This is a genomic window from Nonomuraea sp. NPDC049480 (genome assembly GCF_044465905.1).
In the GTDB taxonomy this organism is placed as follows: Bacteria; Actinomycetota; Actinomycetes; order Streptosporangiales; family Streptosporangiaceae; genus Nonomuraea.
Genome location: NZ_JBITMD010000004.1, coordinates 175161 through 191133 on the forward strand (window position 1 = coordinate 175161; position 15973 = coordinate 191133).

Genomic DNA, 15973 nt, shown 5'->3' on the forward strand with positions numbered 1-15973 from the left:
GAAGGAGCCCCCCATGTCGCATGCCGCCGAAACCGATGCCGTCCCCTCTGCCGGCGCCGGTCGCATCGCCGGGGGCGTGGCCGCGGCCGTCCTCGCGGCCGTCGTCGTGAATGCCGTCATCGCGGTGCTGGCCCTGGCGGCCGGCGCGTCCGACGGCTTCCTCCCGCTCCAGGCATCCAGCTACATCTTCCTGACCGTGGTCGGCGTGCTGGCCGGCGCCGCCGGCTGGGCCGCGGTGCGGCGGTGGTCGCGCCGGCCCGCCGCCGTGCTGCGCCTGCTTGTGCCGATCGTCGTGGCCGTCTCGCTGCTGCCCGATATCGCCATGTTCTTCACTGCCATGCAACCGAACACCACCGCACTCGGCGTGGTCGCGCTGATGGTGATGCACGTGGCCACCGCGGCCGTCGCCGTGCCGCTCTTCGCCTGGGCACTGCCCCTGTCGACCCGCCGCTGATGCCGGAGCGGTCGTCATTGACGCTGCTCAAGGTCCCTACCGGCACCTTGAGCAGGCATTTCCCGACGAAAGAAGAGCTGTTCAAGGCCGTCGTCCTCAACCGCATCGGGCAACTCGTCCAGCGTGCCGACAACCTCGCCGCCGGCACGTCCTCCTCGCCTGGGGCGAGGCGGGCGGGCCTATGCGGTGACGATCGAGTAGTTGAACTCCGCCGAGCCGACGGCGCCGTGGACGCGCAGCCATAGCGGCAGCAACTGCTCGGTGGCCAGGGCGCTGGACAGGTCACCCAGGTCCATGATCTGTTCGCCGGCCCAGCCGAAGGACCGCAGGAGCGCGGACACCTCGGCCTTGGCCGCCGCGTCGTCGCCGCTCAGGAAGACGTTGTGGTGACCGGGGATCCTGCCGGGGTCGACCATGATGGTGTTGTTCATCGTGTTGAGCGTCTTGACGACCCGCGCCTCGGGGAACGCCCTCTGCAATTGCTCGGCGATACTGCGGCCGTCGAGCGTCACGACCTTGGGCGGGAACCCCTCGGAGAAGTCCAGGCCGTTGGACACGTCGACGATGACCTTGCCCCGCAGGTTGCCGGCGCCCGCGGACTCCAGTGCGGCCAGGGAGACCAGCCCGGAGGTGGCGTTCACCACCAGCTCGGCGGCCGCGGCCGCGTTGGCGAAGGTGCCGTGCCGGCCACCGTGCTCGGCGGCCCACCGCCCGGCCTCGGCGTTGTCGGCGGTCCGCGAGCCCATGGTGACCTCGTGGCCAAGGGAGGCGAGCTTGGTGGCCAGGCGGCGCCCGACCTCGCCGGTACCCAATACAGCGATCTTCATGTTCTCCTTCACCCCTTGGCCAGTTCGGCGGCGACGGCGTCGGCGCCCAGACCGATCATCCAGGTAAGCGGCGCGCAGGGAAGAAACGCCTGGAGCCGGCGGTCCAGCTCGGCCTTTGCGGCGTCGTCGAGTGCGGGCGCGCCGTCAGCCAGGTGACGGACGACCTCGCGGTAGTACAGCAGGTACTGGCGCTGGGCGGTGAACAGCTCGGGACCGGCAGGCGTCCCGTGGCCGGGCAGCAGCCGGGTGATCTCGGCCAGCTCGGCGCTCAGCGCGTCCAGGGCGTCCAGCCACAGGGCGCCGTGGCCGTCGGCGGTGTAGGGGTGGACGCCGTGGAAGGCGAGGTCGCCGATGAACGCCACCGGCTTGCCGCCCTCGGTCCGGGCCAGGAAGTAGCTGTCGGCGTGGCTCTCGGCCGGGCCTACCTCCCTGGCTGTGTAGGTCACGCCGTCGATGACGACCTGCTGGCCGTCGGCCAGTTCGACAGTCGGGTAGGCGGTCACCGCGGGCCACTCCTCGCCGTAGACCGGTCCCCACTGGGCGCGCTTGGCGTCAGCGATCTCGCGGATCGCCGAGGCCACTCCAGAAGTCGCGTAAACCGGGACGTCCTGGCCGTCGACCAGGGCGTTCACGCCGTTGAAGTGGTCGGGATGGGCGTGTGTGACGAACACGCCGAGCAGCGGCTTCCTCAGCGCCGCCACGCGAGTGACCAGCGCAGCGATGTCAGAGTTCAGCAGGTTGGTGTCGACCACGACGACTCCGTCGGGGGTCTCCACGAGGTAGGAGTTGACGTTCAGGCCTGCTTCGGCGGCAGTGTAGGTGTGGATGGTCAGGTCGGACATGTGGTTCCCCTGCTTCGATCAAGTGCCTGTGCGGGAACCATAAGGTGAGTAGTCACGGATACATAAGTACGCACTATTTAGTGCCTACCCCCAAGGAGGGCAATGGAGCCCGACGTGTTCGACCCCAACTGCGGCTCCCGCGAGGTGCTCGACCTGATCGCCGACAAGTGGAGCGCGCTGATCCTTTACGCCCTGCTGAACCGCACCCTGCGCCACGCCGAGCTGCGGCGTACCGTCGGCGGGGTGAGCCAGAAGATGCTCACCCAGACGCTGCGAACCCTGGAGAACGAGGGCATCGTTCGGCGCGTCGCCTTCCCCGTCGTGCCCCCGCACGTCGAGTACTCCCTCACTCCCCTGGGAGAGTCGCTGTCGCCGCTGCTGGTCGAGCTCTGCCGGTGGGCCGAAATCCACCTCGCCGAAATCCAGGCCGCCCGCGCCGTGAGCGCGTAGCCGACCCTGCGCGCGGGCTCTGTGCAAGGATGTCGTATGAGCAAGCTGACCGGACAGCAGATCGCAGACGAGGGGCTGGACGGGTGGGCATACCTGCTCGGCGGCCTGCAGACCCGCATCCACACCAAGAACTTCGCGGCCGGGCTCTCGCTCGTCAACGCCATCGGCGAGGCGGCCGAGGAGATGGACCATCATCCCGACCTCAACCTGCGCTACACCCACGTAGATGTCCGGCTGATCAGCCACGACGAGCGCGGGGTCACAGACCGCGACATCCGGTTGAGCCGCGTCATCTCCTCCATCGCCGCCGAGGCCGGGGCGCAGCTGGAGTCCTCGAACGTCTCCCGGCTCGAACTCGCCCTCGACACCCCGGCCCGAGAGTCGATTCTGCCGTTCTGGGCCGCGGTGCTGGCGATGGAGCATCTGTCCGGCCCCGACGCCGGCGACGAGCTCCGCGACCCAGCCGACGTTCTGCCGACCGTGTGGTTCCAGGCGTCTGGCAGCGAGGAACCCCGCCAGCGCTGGCATCTCGACATATGGGTGGATCCTGCACAGGTTCAGCCACGCATGGACGCGGCGCTCGCCGCCGGTGGCACGCTGATCAGCGACGCGGAGGCGCCGAGCTTCTGGGTACTCGCCGACCCCGAAGGCAACCGGGCCTGCCTGTGTACCTGGCAGGACCGGGGCTGATATCAGCCGGCACGACCTCACCGCTTGATCGCCCCAGTGAACCGACAGGGACGTCCCTCTGAATCATTCCCGCCGGCGCAGCAGCGCCATGGCGATGGCTACTTGGGCAGGTTCGAGTGTGGGCTTGCCATCTTCGATGTCCCAAAGTGTGTTCTGCAACACGCGGCCGAGACTCCAGCCGACTGCTCGCCCCCGGTCGATGCCAAGGACCTCGGTCAGCAGGTCGAAGCGGCGCAGCACCGCGCGAGTCACATCACCGGTGGCCTCCACCTCCTCCCACCGGTTGTCGAGTGCCGGCAGCAGCTCGAACCCCGGGTCGCCGGCCAGCGGCTCAGGGTCGATGGCCAGCCAGGGTTCCCGTTCTCCGGCCAGGACGTTGTCGTAGTGCAGATCCCAATGCAGCAGGCGGTCGCCGGGCTCGCCGGCCAGCTCGGCCACGGCGGACGCGCAGGTGCGCACCAGCCGCTGTTCGCCAGGGTCGCGCAGCGCCGACACGGCCTGCGGGACCTGGTCGAGCATGGCCTCGGCGATGTCGGACAGCCGTCGCAGATCGCTTGGGGCGGGTACCGAGGTCAGGCGGGCCATCAGTTCGGCCAGGATCTGCACGGCCGCATCATCGCCGGTCACTGAGGACAGAGGCCGGGCCGCATTCAGGCGTTCCAGCAACTGCGTGCCGCTTTGCTCGTCATAGTCGAGCAGGCGCACAATGCCGTCGCCTTGCCACGCCCGTAGCCCCAGGGCGGTGCCGGCGGTCTCCTCCCGGAGCTGCTGAAGCTTGAGGACCGCGGGTGTCCCGTCGGCCTGAAGGACGGGCAGGACCAGCGAGGCCATGCCGTACGCGGCCGGGCCGTCGGGCCGCAGCCCCCAGCGGTCCAGGAACTCACCGCCGAGGCGAGGCAAATCGGCGATCCAGGCGCGCGCCTCGGCACCGTTCGCGCCATATGACGCGGCGAACAGGTCAGGAACGTCGATGGCGGTCGACGTGTTCATGAAAGGCATCTCCTTCGTGGGTCCAGGGTCGATCTGCGACGAACGAAGGAGATCAGGAGGCGCCCGGTTACCGGGCAGGCGTCAAAGCATGCCTCCACCCTAGTCCGGACACGCTACCGCTGCGCCGTGGGACGACGGCACGCGAGGCGATTCTCGTGAAGCGTACGGTTTACCGGCTGAACGTGGCATAGCTATTCTGCGGCGGAGCATCGTGACCTTGAACGAGGCTGCGATTTGGACGTCGAGCGGGGGCCAAGCGACGTGACTTGGCTGTGGCCGCTCGGGGCACTCGATGAAGATGAACTGCTTTTGAGGACTGATGAGTATCGTCCGGCGTTCATCAGCTTCAATACGCAGACCAAGGAGCAACGCGTCTTGGCGCGAGCCCCCAAGTGGGCGGCGTGTGGTGGCGCCCAAATCCACGATCGCTGCACGCGCCAGGCCGCCTTGCTCGGGTCCTACGACTTGACGAGGGCCGAGATGCCTTGGACGGAGATCAAGAGCGGTGCGTGGACGCAGGACGGACCAGTCCTGTACTGGCGAACTACTCCGCCGAACAGCAGGGCGCCGACGATCAGGCTGCCGAAGAACACCGAGTTGACCAGTCCCGCCTGCGTGGAGTTCAGTCCGAACTTAGGACAGCGGGCAGGATGCCGCCGTCCACGGCGGTCATCAGGATCGCGCCGATGATCATCGCTAGCGTTGCCCACGGCAGCGGATGCCTCGGCCCCTACACCGCGGCCGCGTTCACATCGGGTTCGTCGGTCGCCTCACTCGAGGTCATGGGCGGGCGATCGCCGGCCGTCGCGAGCCGGGGAGCGGCCACCCATGATGGGTAACCGCATTCGGGCAATAGCGATCGCCCGAATTGACGACTATCTCATCTCCATTGCATCTTCACGTTTCACAACAGCTACCAGTGCGTGCGGGAATACTGACGCACATGGCCAGCTCGAAGCAGGTTTTTGAGGACTTCGCCACCGCCGTCTTCGAAAGAGTGCTCCGTCGCAGGAAGCGGCGTGCGCCCCTGTTCCTGGCAATCTATGGGGGCGGCGGGGCCGCCATCACTCCCATAGCCCTCATTGAGGCGATGAGACGCCGCTTGACGCGTGACGACGGAAGATCGCTGGTTCCACACGTGGTGGTGAAGCCAGGCGCCTCTGTGGCGGAGAAAATTCAAGGGGGGCTGAAGGTTCCGGGGGGCTGGGGAAAGCTCCGCTTCCCCCAGTATCAGGTCTTCGAGGCAGTCGGGGAGAAAACTGACTCCGGGATGGAGGCAGAAGATCGGGCCTTCAAGGGGCTCCACCCTTCCCTGTACCGGTTCATGCTGCAGCCGGCTGGAGCGGACGCGATATCGGTATGGTTCCGACGGTGCCTGTTCGTACTTGTATTCGCCTGCTGGCTTGAGCAACTACGTTTTGGCTGGTCATGGCGGCGCCGTATGCGCCAGGGTTGGTTCCCTGAGTTCGCCGGCGGAGCGGGAGGCGACTTCTTCAACAGGGCCGCGACCCTCATGCAAGGCTCTGACGAGCGGAGAAAGGAAGCGCTCCTTCGCGCGCTCTTGTGCGACATGGACGCCGCATTCACTCGGCGGTTATCCCCGTGGCGGCGACGTCGGCGCAGCGGGTTCATGCTGTTTGTCGAGAACGATGACGAGCTCGCTGACCTCATTGAGAAGGCGGCGGTGGACACGGAGGTGCGGCACATCACCGTGGTCAGCGCCCGATCTGGTTCGGCCGAGCATCCCTTGAGTCTCGACCGGGCCACGTTGCAGCTCATGCGTGGAGAAGACACGAAATTCGAGGTGACCACGGCGAGCATATCGGCCAGTATCACCGCGGACGAACTCGCCGCCAATTCCAAGATCAAGGCGAGGCCGGGCAACTCCGCCATCGCCGGTCTCGTGGCCTTTCTGCAGGTCGTGCTCCCATGCGCGGGGGGATTGGCCGCCGCAAACGAATTCGGCCTTCTCCCCTGGCGCCGGGATGTGACCTGCATCGGGGAGACCACCGGTCACGGGTCTGTTACCAGCGCGGGAGTTCTGTCACCCGAGGACGCGACGCGCCTCTACAACGAAGACAAGAAGGCGATCGAGGCCGAGAACAACCGTGTCAGGGATCTGGCCAGAACAAATCCCGAGAAGAAGTACACGATCAAAACAGTCGTCTACCTGGGTTCCGGCGTCACAGGGGTATTCGACGACGGGGTCGCCTACAACGGTGTCATCCCCGAAATGCGAGGTATCCGGCTGGCTCAGCGAAAGATGAACGAACTCGCCGAGCGGAACCCGCGTACGAAGGACAACCTCTCCGGCAATGTCTTCGTCGTGGTCGACATTCGGGAGGCGGGTAAGGATTATGCCCAAGCGCCCGAGATCGCCCGGCAGGTGGTGCAGCAGTCGACCGAGACCGTCCTGGGTGTGATCGGCCTGGGCGAGAGCAGGCAGCAGACACTCGACGCGCTGAAGATTCTTGGTGACGGAGGTCTGCCGATGCTGGGCATGGGCGCCACCTCCGAGGACATGCAGAAACATCCGCTCTACCGACAGATCTCGTACGACAATCCGTATCAGACGAGCATGTTCAAGGCGTTCGTCCGGCAGGCCAACATCATCCGTGTGGGAGGATCCGATGACTGTGCTCCGGCCGGCAACGCTGTAGTCATCGGCGATCCCACCGACAATTACAGCTTGAGACTCGCGGAGAACATCGCGGCCGAGTTCGGCATCGATCGCGATCGCGTTATCTGGTATCCCCGACCCGGGGAGGTCATTTCCGCACATCCAAAGGGCACGCTCGTCAGCAACGACACGGAGCTGATCGAAAAGACATGTGGCCAACTACAACGGAGCCCCGACGACACCGTGATCTTCTGGCCCGGCAGGGCGGAGCGTCTTCGGGACTTTCTCGACAAGGCCAAGGACAGCGGCGCCTGTCCTCCCTGGTTCACAGTGGTCAGCGGTGCTGACCTCACCACAACGGCCGTTCTGAAAGAAAGGTTCCCGACCAGCTTCGACAAGGTGACGCTCTATTACGCCGCGCACGCATTGGTGAGCCGTCCACCCAACAGTGCCGGGATCGAATACGACAGGCGCTACGTGGACACATACAAAACCAGGAACGATGCCTGGTACGACCATTGGCGGGGACCTGTCGCCTACGACGGTCTCGTCACCATGGCGACGGGGATCAACACCGTTTGCCGAGAGAACGGCCCGGCCGGCTGCGGGCGAGGATCGGTGGCCAGCCATCTCCGTTACCGTATCGGGGGCCGTTCCGGGCTGCGGGGCGCGACGGGGATCCTCCGTTTTGTCAAGGATCCCTGGTCAACAGCGGGCTTCACGCCTATCGAAAAAAGATTCCTGATGCTCCGCGCAACACCAGCTGGGCCGTCCGTCGTCATGGAGTGCGGGCACCGGGACACCGACGATCGCAGGACTGCGTGGGGACCGGCAAACAAGTTCGAGTGCCCCGACACGTGAATCGAACCGGCCATCGCCGCACCACGATCAAGACCACCGTCGCCGGCGCGCTGCGTGACCACGGCTTCAGCGACGTCACCGTTCTCGGTGGCGCGAGCGGCATCGGGGCGGCCGCCGTCCGCCCGGCCGAGGCCTGAAACCCCCAGCCCCAGGGCCGCGGATTCGGTCGGCAGCGCGTGGGGGTCGAGCACGTACGGGCCGGCCGGGTCAGCGGGTTTCGACGGGAGGCTTGCCGCGCCCGCGTGACAGGCGGTCGGCGATGGTGGGGAGCAGGCCGTTCGGCAGGAAGAGCACGACCACGATCAGCACCAGCGCGTAGACGGCGTATGACAGCACGCTCGGCGCGTACGACGGCATGCCCGGCAGGCTGGCGAGGCTGTCGAGTCCTTGCACGAGCAGCGTGATCGCCCCCGCCCCCACTACAGCGCCCCAGGTCGTGCCCAGCCCGCCGACCACGGCCATGACGATGTACTGGATCGAGATCAGCACCGGGAACGACCCCGGCGCCACGTATCCGGTGTAGAAGCAGTAGATGCCTCCGGCGAGGCCGGCGAAGGCCGCGGACAGGGCGAAGACGACCAGCTTGTAGCGGCCCACCGGGATCCCCGACGACGCGGCCGCGGTCTCGCTGGTGGCCAGCGCGCGCAGGGCGCGGCCGGGGCGGGAGGTGACGACGTTGTGGGTCACCAGCATGACCAGTGCCAGGCCCGTCCAGGTCATGTACGCGTACGCGGCCGCGCTGCCCACCTCGAACGACCCGACGCTGAACTGCGGGATGGCCTGCAGCCCGATGTCCCCGCCGGTGAACTCCAGTTGCCCGGCGAGAGAGAGCAGGATGAGCTGCATGGCCAGCGTCGCGAACGCCAGGTGGTGCCCGCGCAGCCGCAGCAGCGGCGTGCCGATCACGAGCGCGAAGGCGGCGGCCAGCACAGGGGCGGCGACCAGCCCGGCCAGGGGTGGCACGCCGTTCAAGGAAAGCAGCGCGGCGGTGTAGGCGCCGATGGCGTAGAAGGCGCCCTGGCCCAGCGACACCTGCCCTGCGTACCCCATGAGCAGCGACACCCCGACCGTGACCATGGCGGCCAGGCCGAGCAGGATGTACACGGCCAGCGAACTGTCGTCGAGCACCGCCGGCAGCGCGAGAGTGACGGCGGCGACCACGAGCACGGCCACGAGCCTGATCACCCGGCCGCCCGGCCGAGCCCGCTCCCACGCGAGCCGGGTCATGCGGACTCCTGGGAGATGGCCGAGCGGCGGCTCGCCTGGACGATCATGACGATGAGCATGAGGCCGAGCGCCACCTCCAGCTGGTGCGAGCCGTAGCCGTAGCCGGCGGCCATGGTCTCGGCCACGCCCAGCAGCAGCGCGCCCACCAGCGTGATCACAGGCCGGGTGAGCGCGCCGAACACGGCGGCGGCGAAGCCGTTCACGATGAGGGTGACGTCCGTGTCGAACGAGATCGGCCGCAGCGGCGTCACCAGCACCCCGGCGATGCCGCCCAGCAGCCCGCCCAGCGCGAACGCCAGCAGCCCCATGAGCCGGGTGTCGATGCCGACGACGCGGGCGGCGTACGGGTTGGACGCGCACGCCGTCAGCGCCTTGCCCAGGTAGGTACGCCCGAAGAACAGCGCGAGCGCGACGAACGCCAGCGCCGTCACCCCGATCACCAGCAGGTACTGCGTCTGGATCCGCGCCCCCGCCACGGTCACCGAGCCGGCCAGCCCGGGAGCCGAGCGCGGCTGGTCGCCCCACAGCACGATCTCCACGGCGTAGGCCAGCACCCCGACGCCGAGCGTGACGATCAGCGACGACAGCGGGGTGATGCCCGGCTTGCCGATGGCGGCCAGCCCGGTCAGCAGCCCCGCGACCGCCGCCACCAGCACGGCGGCCACCTCGCTCACCCCGTGCGGGAAGCCGAGCCCGAGGAGGGACGACGTGCACAGTCCCGCGACGACCGCGAACGTCCCCTGGGCGAAGTTCACCACGCCCGTGACCCGGTGGATGACGACCAGGCCGCTGGCGATGAGCGCGATCGCGCATCCGACCGCCAGCCCGTTCAGCAGGTACGTCAGAAAAGCGCTCACGTGATCGCCCCGCCCAGGTAGGCGCCGGCGACCCGCGGGTCCTCGGCCAGCTCAGCGCACGGGCCCTCGGCCACCAGCCGCCCGGACTCCAGCACGTAGGCCCGCTGGCACAGGTCGAAGGCCAGGCGGGCGTTCTGCTCGATGAGCAGCACGGTCAGGCCATGCGATCGGTTCAGGCCGGCGAGGTGTCCGGCGAGGTCGGCCGTCACATTGGGGGCCAGCCCCAGGGACAGCTCGTCCACGACGAGCACCGAGGGACGCGACATCATGGCCCGCCCGAACGCCACCATCTGCTGCTCACCGCCCGACAGCACGCCCGCCTGCCGCCGCGAAAGCTCCGCCAGCCGGGGCAGCAGCTCGTAGACGAAGGACGGGTCGCGCTCGCCGGAGCGCCAGCCGCCCAGGGCGAGGTTGTCCGCGACCGACAAATCCGGAAACAGCTGGCGGCCTTCCGGGATCAGCGCCAGCCGGCCGCCGATCTCCACCGTCCCCGACGCGGGTTTCAGCAGCCCGGCGAGCGTGTTGGCCAGCGTCGACTTGCCCGCGCCGTTCGGGCCGAGCAGGGCGATCATCTCGCCCTTGCCGACGTTCAGCGTGACGTGCTCGAGCGCGGTCGCGGTGCCGTACGCGACGACCAGGTCCCTGACGTCGATCATGAGGCCTGTCCGAGGTAGGCGGCGAGCACCAGCGGGTCGGAGCGCACCTCGGCGGGCGGGCCGTCGGCGATGACCTGCCCGAGGTCGAGCACCACGATCCGGTCGGCGAGCCGGGTCACGAACGCGACGTCGTGCTCGATGAGCAGGATCGTCAGCCCGCCCGCGCGCAGCTCCTCCACCAGCGCCGCGAGCCTCTCGCGTTCCTGGCCGCGCAGGCCGGAGGCGGGCTCGTCGAGCAGCAGCAGACGCGGCCGCGCGCACAGGGCGCGGGCCAGCTGGAGCGCCCGCTGCTGGCCGATCGGCAGCCGGTCGGCCGGCCGGTCCGCCCACTCGGCGAGCCCCACGCGTTCGAGGGCGGAGGAGGCCTCGGCCGCGATCTCCCGCTCGTCGCGGCGGTGCCGCGGCAGGCGCAGGGCCGCCGACACGAAGCCCGCGCTCGTACGCCCGTGCATCCCCACCATGACGTTCTCTCTGACCGTCATGCCGCGGAACACCCGGGCCGCCTGGAAGACGATCGACATGCCCAGCCGGGCCCGGCGGTGCGGCGCGAGCCGGTCCACCCGGTGCCCGAGGAAGGAGATCTCGCCCCGGTCGGCCGCGAGGTGCCCGGTGATCAGGTTGAACAGCGTGGACTTGCCGGCTCCGTTCGGCCCGATGATGCCGCAGACCTCGCCGTCCGCGACGCTCAGCGAGACGTCGCGGACGGCGTAGACGCCGCCGAAGGAGCGGGAGACCCCGTCGACCGCCAGCACGCGTTACCCCGCCGCGTTGACGGTCTTGGTGAGCTGCGCCGTGGCCCACTCGGTCGGGACGAACTTGCCGTTCTTCACCGTGTTGACCGAGATGAACTCGGGGGAGAGCCCGGAGTGGTCGGTGGGGGAGTAGCGGAAGCGGCCGTTCGGCGTGATGAGGTCCATCTTCTCCAGCGCCTGCTGGATCTTGGTCTTGTCCGTGCTGCCGGCCTTCCTGATCGCCTCGAACAGCAGCAGGCTGGCGCTGTAGCCGTCCTGCGCGAACTGCGGCGGCGGATAGCCGTGCTTCTGCTGGTACGGCTGCGCCATCTGCTCGATGACCTGCTTCTGCTTGCCGGCCGGCAGGAACTCGCCGACGACGCCGATGGCGCTCTGCACGGTCATGCCCTCGGCGGCGGCGCCCATCGGCTCCAGCCACAGCTTGCTGGCCTGCGACGCGGTCAGGAACAGCGGCGTCTTGAGCCCCGAGGCGACGTACTGCTTGGCGGCCGTCACACCGGGCGCGCCCGAGCCCCAGAACACCAGCGCCTCGGCGTCCGAGTCGCGCACGTGCTGGAACATCGCGCTGAAGTCGGAGTTCGTGGTCTCGTACGGCTCGTCGACGGCGATCTTCACGCCGTACTTCGGTGCCAGCTCCACCATGGACTTGTGCCCGGACACCGAGTACGCACTCTTGGAGTCCCAGGCCACGGCGACGGTCTTGATGCCCTGGGCATGGATGTACTGCAGGTAGCGCTCGGCGTACATGCTGGACAGGGCCGGTGTGACGAAGATGTACGACTTGATCGGCTCGACCTGCTCCTGAGCGGGCGCCAGCGACAGGTACGGCATCTTGTCGCGCTGCGCCAGCGGCTCCACCGCGAGCGCCGAGTTGGAGAACACCGGGCCGATCAACGCGTCGATCTCGCCCTTGATCTGGTTGTAGGCCACGATGCCCTGGTCGGGGGCGGTCTTGTCGTCGCGGGTGACCAGCTCCACCTTGCGGCCGAGCAACCCGCCCTGCGCGTTGACCTGCTCGACCGCCAGCTCGACGGCCTTCTTGTCCTCGCTGCCGAGCGGGGTGTAGTTGCCGGTCAGCGAGACGATGAGGCCCACTTTGATCGGATCCTGAGCACTGCTGCCGGTATCACCGCCGCACGCGGTCACGGCTAGCACGAGACAGACCAGGGACGGGAGAAGCCGGCGCATCAGGACCTCCTGGACCGTGATGTGGCCGAATGTAGGCAGGTACATTACGGCTGTCAATAGTTTGCCTAACATCCGGGGGAGGGTGAAGTGCGGCCCCAATCGGTGATCCTCACCTTTCTCGGAGATCACGTGTACGGGCGCGGCATCTGCGTGTCCTCGGGCAGTTTCATCGAGGCGTTCGCCAAGGTCGGGATCTCCGAGGAGGCGACACGCTCGGCGCTGACCCGGATGGTCCGCCGCGGGCTGCTGCGCCGCCAGCGCGCGGGGCGGCGCATGTACTTCGGCCTCACCCCGACCAGCACCGAGGTGCTCAAGGACGGCGAGCGGCGCATCTGGCACAGCGGCGTGGTCAACGACGGCGACGAGGACCGGTGGACGCTGATCGGCTTCTCGCTGCCCGAGTCGTGGCAGCGGCAGCGGCACGAGCTGCGCTCGCGGCTGATCTGGGCCGGGTTCGGCCCGCTGCAGAACGGCCTGTGGATCGCTCCGGGCGAGGTGGACGCGCCGCGGGTGCCCGGGGTGAACGTCAAGGTGTTCTCCGCCGAGCCGCGGCGGCCCACCGACATGCAGGCCCTGGTCAGGGACGCCTACGATCTGGAGGGGCTGGGGGAGCGCTACCGGGCGTTCCTGCGCCGCTGGGACCAGGCTGATCCGGCGCCCGACGCGCCCGACGACCTGGCCCGCTCGCTGACGCTGCTCACCGGCTGGCTGCAGATCATCAGGACCGACCCGCGGCTGCCGCTGCGCTACCTGCCGCACGACTGGCCGGCGGAGAAGGCCCAGCGGGTCTGCCACACGCTGCACGAGCGGTTCAGGCCGGAGGCCGCGGCGGTCGCGGCGCGGCTCCTCGACACGGTCCCCGACGAAACTTGGGCAGAACGGTGACAGCGATCGTCCAGTAGCCTAACTTGAGCCCTGGAGGAGCACTGATGCGGAACCAGGGGCTTGGATCGTGGCCGGCGCGCAGGGCCCGCATGACACCCGACCGGGTGGCGCTGAGCTGCCGCGGGCGCGACTACACCTACCGTGACCTGCGCGAACGCACGTACCGGCTGGCTTCCGCGCTGGGCGTGGACCGCGGCGACCGGGTCGCCTACCTCGGGCCGAACTCTCCCGCGATGGTGGAGACGTTCTTCGCGGCCGGGCTGCTGGGGGCGGTGTTCGTGCCGCTCAACACCCGGCTCGCCACGCCGGAGTTGCGCTTCATCCTGGAGGACGCGGACGCGGCCGTCCTGCTGCTGGGCGAGGGACGTGACGGCGACGGGCTGCCGGGCCGCCACGTCAGGGCCGACGCGTACGAGGACCTGCTCGCGTCGGGCTCGCCCGAGCCCATCGACGAGCCGGTGAGCCAGGACGACGTGTGCCTGATCATGTACACGTCGGGCACCACGGGCCGTCCCAAGGGCGCCATGCTCACGCACGCCAACCTCACCTGGAACGCGGTCAACCTGCTGGTGGACGTGCCGCTCGCGCACGATGAGGTGACGCTGATCAGCGCGCCGCTGTTCCACATCGCGGCCCTGGCCCAGACGCTGATCCCGTCCGTGCTCAAGGGCGGCCGGGCCGTCCTGGAGCCGTCCTTCGACGTGGACCGGACGTTCGACCTCATCGAGGACGAGCGGGTGACGGTGATGTTCGGGGTGCCGTCGATGTTCAGCTTCCTCGCCCAGTCGCCGCGCTGGCCCGGGGCCGACCTGTCCAGCCTGCGGCACCTCCTGTGCGGGGGCGCGCCGGTGCCCCTGCCGCTGATCCGGATCTACCAGGACCGCGGGCTGACGTTCCTGCAGGGGTACGGCATGACCGAGACCGCGCCCGGCGCCCTCTTCCTCGGGGCCGAGCACTCGATCGACAAGGCCGGCTCGGCCGGCGTGCCGTGCTTCTTCTCCGACGTCCGCCTGGTCACGCCCGACGGCTCGGACGCCGCCCCCGGCGAGCCCGGCGAGGTGTACGTCCAGGGCCCCAACGTCATGCCCGGCTACTGGCGCCGCTCCGAGGAGACCGCGAAGGTGCTCTCGCCCGACGGCTGGTTCCGCTCCGGCGACGTCGGCGTCGCCGACGAGGACGGCTACGTGCGCATCTCCGACCGGCTCAACGACGTGATCATCTCCGGAGGCGAGAACATCTACCCCGCCGAGGTCGAGAGCGCCCTGTACGAACACCCCGCGGTCGCCGAGTGCGCGCTGATCGGCGTGCCCGACGACCGGTGGGGCGAGGTGGGCAAGGCCCTGGTCGTGCTGCGCCCCGGCGCGACGGCCGACGCCGGCGAACTGCTGAAGCACCTGGACGGCCGCCTGGCCCGCTTCAAAATCCCGAAATATCTGGAATTTGTCCCTGAATTGCCCAAGAACGCGGCGGGCAAGCTGCTCAAGGCCCCGCTCCGCAAGCTCTACGGGAGTTGATCCGCAATGCGTACCTCACCGCCCTTCCGCGCCGACCACGTCGGCAGCCTCCTCCGCCCGCAGTCCCTGCTCCACGCCCGCGAGAGCGTGACCGGTGACGAGCTGCGGGAGGCCGAGGACGCGGCCATCCGAGAAGTGGTGCGCCGGCAGGAGGAGATCGGCCTGCAGAGCGCGACGGACGGCGAGTTCCGGCGAGCCTCCTGGCACATGGACTTCATCTACCGGCTCGGCGGCATCGGCCAGAACGCCGACGAGCGCATCAACGTGCGTTTCCACAACGAGCAGGGGGACATCGAGTTCACCCCGGCGGCGCTGCGGGTGCACGACCGGATCAAGCTGAACGAGCCGATCTTCGCCGACGACTTCATGTTCCTGCGCGACACCGTGACCACGGCGGTGCCCAAGCTCACGATCCCCTCGCCGAGCATGGTCCACTACCGCGGCGGGCCTGCCGCCATCGACCCCGAGGTCTACCCGGACGTCGAGGAGTTCTGGCGCGACCTGAGCGCGGCCTACGCCGAGCAGGTCCGCAGGATCGGCGCGCTGGGGTGCACGTACCTGCAGTTCGACGACACCAGCCTGGCCTACCTCAACGACCCCGCCCAGCGGGCGGAGCTCGAGTCGCGCGGCGACGACGCCGACCACATGCACCTGCGGTACATCAAGCAGATCAACGCCGCGCTCGCCGCCAAGCCGGCCGGGATGACGATCACCACGCACATGTGCCGCGGCAACTTCCGCTCCTCCTGGGCCGCCTCCGGCAGCTACGACTTCGTGGCGGAGGCGCTGTTCGGCGACCTGAAGGTGGACGGGTTCTTCCTGGAGTACGACGACGAGCGCTCCGGCGGTTTCGAGCCGCTGCGGTACGTGCCCAAGGGGAAGATGGTCGTGCTGGGGCTGGTCACGACGAAGCGGGGAGAGCTGGAGTCCAAGGACACCCTGAAGCGGCGCATCGACGAGGCCGCCAAGTTCGTCGACCTCGACCAGCTCTGCCTGTCGCCGCAGTGCGGCTTCTCCTCCACGGTCGAGGGCAACGAACTCACGGCCGATCAGCAGTTCGCCAAGCTTCGCCTGATCGTCGAGACCGCCCAGGAGGTATGGGGCTGACGGACGTTCCGGCGTACAGCGTGCTCTTGACGGGAACGGCGTACGCGGTGCGC

At 68.6% G+C, this 15973-nt stretch carries 16 protein-coding genes; 8 read left to right on the top strand and 8 right to left on the bottom strand.

Translation table 11 applies throughout. The features are described from left to right. Positions 1–13: 13 nt before the first annotated feature. Positions 14–454 carry a DUF6069 family protein gene (locus tag ACIBX3_RS14025; protein ID WP_397116688.1) on the top strand — a complete coding sequence of 147 codons (441 nt, stop codon included), beginning with the start codon at positions 14–16 and terminating at the stop codon, positions 452–454. 179 nt (positions 455–633) lie between these two features. Here the strand turns inward: ACIBX3_RS14025 and ACIBX3_RS14030 are convergent, their stop codons facing one another. Both ACIBX3_RS14030 and ACIBX3_RS14035 read right to left on the bottom strand, forming a co-directional pair. Next, positions 634–1281: an NADPH-dependent F420 reductase gene (locus ACIBX3_RS14030; protein WP_397116690.1), complete on the bottom strand. Its 648-nt coding sequence runs from the start codon at positions 1279–1281 to the stop codon at positions 634–636. An 8-nt stretch (positions 1282–1289) separates the two neighbouring features. Next, entirely contained in the window at positions 1290–2123 is an 834-nt protein-coding gene (locus ACIBX3_RS14035; RefSeq protein WP_397116692.1) for an MBL fold metallo-hydrolase, read from the bottom strand. Positions 2124–2225: 102 nt separating this feature from the next. Here ACIBX3_RS14035 and ACIBX3_RS14040 point away from each other — a divergent pair, with 102 nt between their 5' ends. Beyond that, entirely contained in the window at positions 2226–2573 is a 348-nt protein-coding gene (locus tag ACIBX3_RS14040) for a winged helix-turn-helix transcriptional regulator (protein WP_397116694.1), read from the top strand. A 36-nt stretch (positions 2574–2609) separates the two neighbouring features. Next, positions 2610–3263, top strand: a complete 654-nt coding sequence (locus ACIBX3_RS14045; protein WP_397116696.1) for a 4a-hydroxytetrahydrobiopterin dehydratase — start codon at positions 2610–2612, stop codon at positions 3261–3263. Between the two features lie 63 nt (positions 3264–3326). On the opposite strand, the gene ACIBX3_RS14050 is transcribed toward ACIBX3_RS14045, so the two are convergent. Continuing rightward, positions 3327–4253, bottom strand: a complete 927-nt coding sequence (locus tag ACIBX3_RS14050) for an aminoglycoside phosphotransferase family protein (RefSeq protein ID WP_397116698.1) — start codon at positions 4251–4253, stop codon at positions 3327–3329. A gap of 943 nt (positions 4254–5196) precedes the next feature. Here ACIBX3_RS14050 and ACIBX3_RS14055 point away from each other — a divergent pair. Continuing rightward, on the top strand, positions 5197–7734 hold the full coding sequence (locus ACIBX3_RS14055) for a hypothetical protein (RefSeq protein ID WP_397116700.1): 2538 nt from the start codon (positions 5197–5199) through the stop codon (positions 7732–7734). Then, positions 7731–7871, top strand: a complete 141-nt coding sequence (locus tag ACIBX3_RS14060) for a hypothetical protein (protein WP_397116702.1) — start codon at positions 7731–7733, stop codon at positions 7869–7871. Before ACIBX3_RS14055 ends, ACIBX3_RS14060 begins: the two co-directional genes overlap by 4 nt. Positions 7872–7941: 70 nt before the next feature. Here ACIBX3_RS14060 and ACIBX3_RS14065 read toward each other — a convergent pair whose 3' ends face one another. From ACIBX3_RS14065 to ACIBX3_RS14085, 5 genes are read right to left on the bottom strand one after another with little or no spacing between them, the layout of a single operon-like run. Beyond that, positions 7942–8961 (bottom strand): branched-chain amino acid ABC transporter permease, encoded by a 1020-nt coding sequence (locus ACIBX3_RS14065; RefSeq protein WP_397116704.1) that lies wholly within the window; start codon positions 8959–8961, stop codon positions 7942–7944. Next, positions 8958–9818: a branched-chain amino acid ABC transporter permease gene (locus tag ACIBX3_RS14070; protein WP_397116706.1), complete on the bottom strand. Its 861-nt coding sequence runs from the start codon at positions 9816–9818 to the stop codon at positions 8958–8960. The genes ACIBX3_RS14065 and ACIBX3_RS14070 overlap by 4 nt, the downstream gene beginning before the upstream one ends. Then, positions 9815–10474 carry an ABC transporter ATP-binding protein gene (locus ACIBX3_RS14075; protein ID WP_397116708.1) on the bottom strand — a complete coding sequence of 220 codons (660 nt, stop codon included), beginning with the start codon at positions 10472–10474 and terminating at the stop codon, positions 9815–9817. Before ACIBX3_RS14075 ends, ACIBX3_RS14070 begins: the two co-directional genes overlap by 4 nt. Further along, positions 10471–11226 carry an ABC transporter ATP-binding protein gene (locus tag ACIBX3_RS14080; RefSeq protein ID WP_397116710.1) on the bottom strand — a complete coding sequence of 252 codons (756 nt, stop codon included), beginning with the start codon at positions 11224–11226 and terminating at the stop codon, positions 10471–10473. The genes ACIBX3_RS14075 and ACIBX3_RS14080 overlap by 4 nt, the downstream gene beginning before the upstream one ends. A gap of 3 nt (positions 11227–11229) precedes the next feature. Further along, entirely contained in the window at positions 11230–12414 is a 1185-nt protein-coding gene (locus ACIBX3_RS14085) for an ABC transporter substrate-binding protein (protein ID WP_397116712.1), read from the bottom strand. Positions 12415–12501: 87 nt separating this feature from the next. Here ACIBX3_RS14085 and ACIBX3_RS14090 point away from each other — a divergent pair, with 87 nt between their 5' ends. From ACIBX3_RS14090 to ACIBX3_RS14100, 3 genes are read left to right on the top strand one after another with little or no spacing between them, the layout of a single operon-like run. Next, positions 12502–13299 (top strand): PaaX family transcriptional regulator C-terminal domain-containing protein, encoded by a 798-nt coding sequence (locus ACIBX3_RS14090; protein ID WP_397116714.1) that lies wholly within the window; start codon positions 12502–12504, stop codon positions 13297–13299. Positions 13300–13343: 44 nt separating this feature from the next. Further along, complete coding sequence (locus tag ACIBX3_RS14095) at positions 13344–14813, top strand: long-chain fatty acid--CoA ligase (protein ID WP_397116716.1); 1470 nt, start codon at positions 13344–13346, stop codon at positions 14811–14813. Between the two features lie 6 nt (positions 14814–14819). Next, positions 14820–15920, top strand: a complete 1101-nt coding sequence (locus tag ACIBX3_RS14100) for a 5-methyltetrahydropteroyltriglutamate--homocysteine S-methyltransferase (RefSeq protein WP_397116718.1) — start codon at positions 14820–14822, stop codon at positions 15918–15920. The last annotated feature ends 53 nt before the right edge of the window (positions 15921–15973 follow it).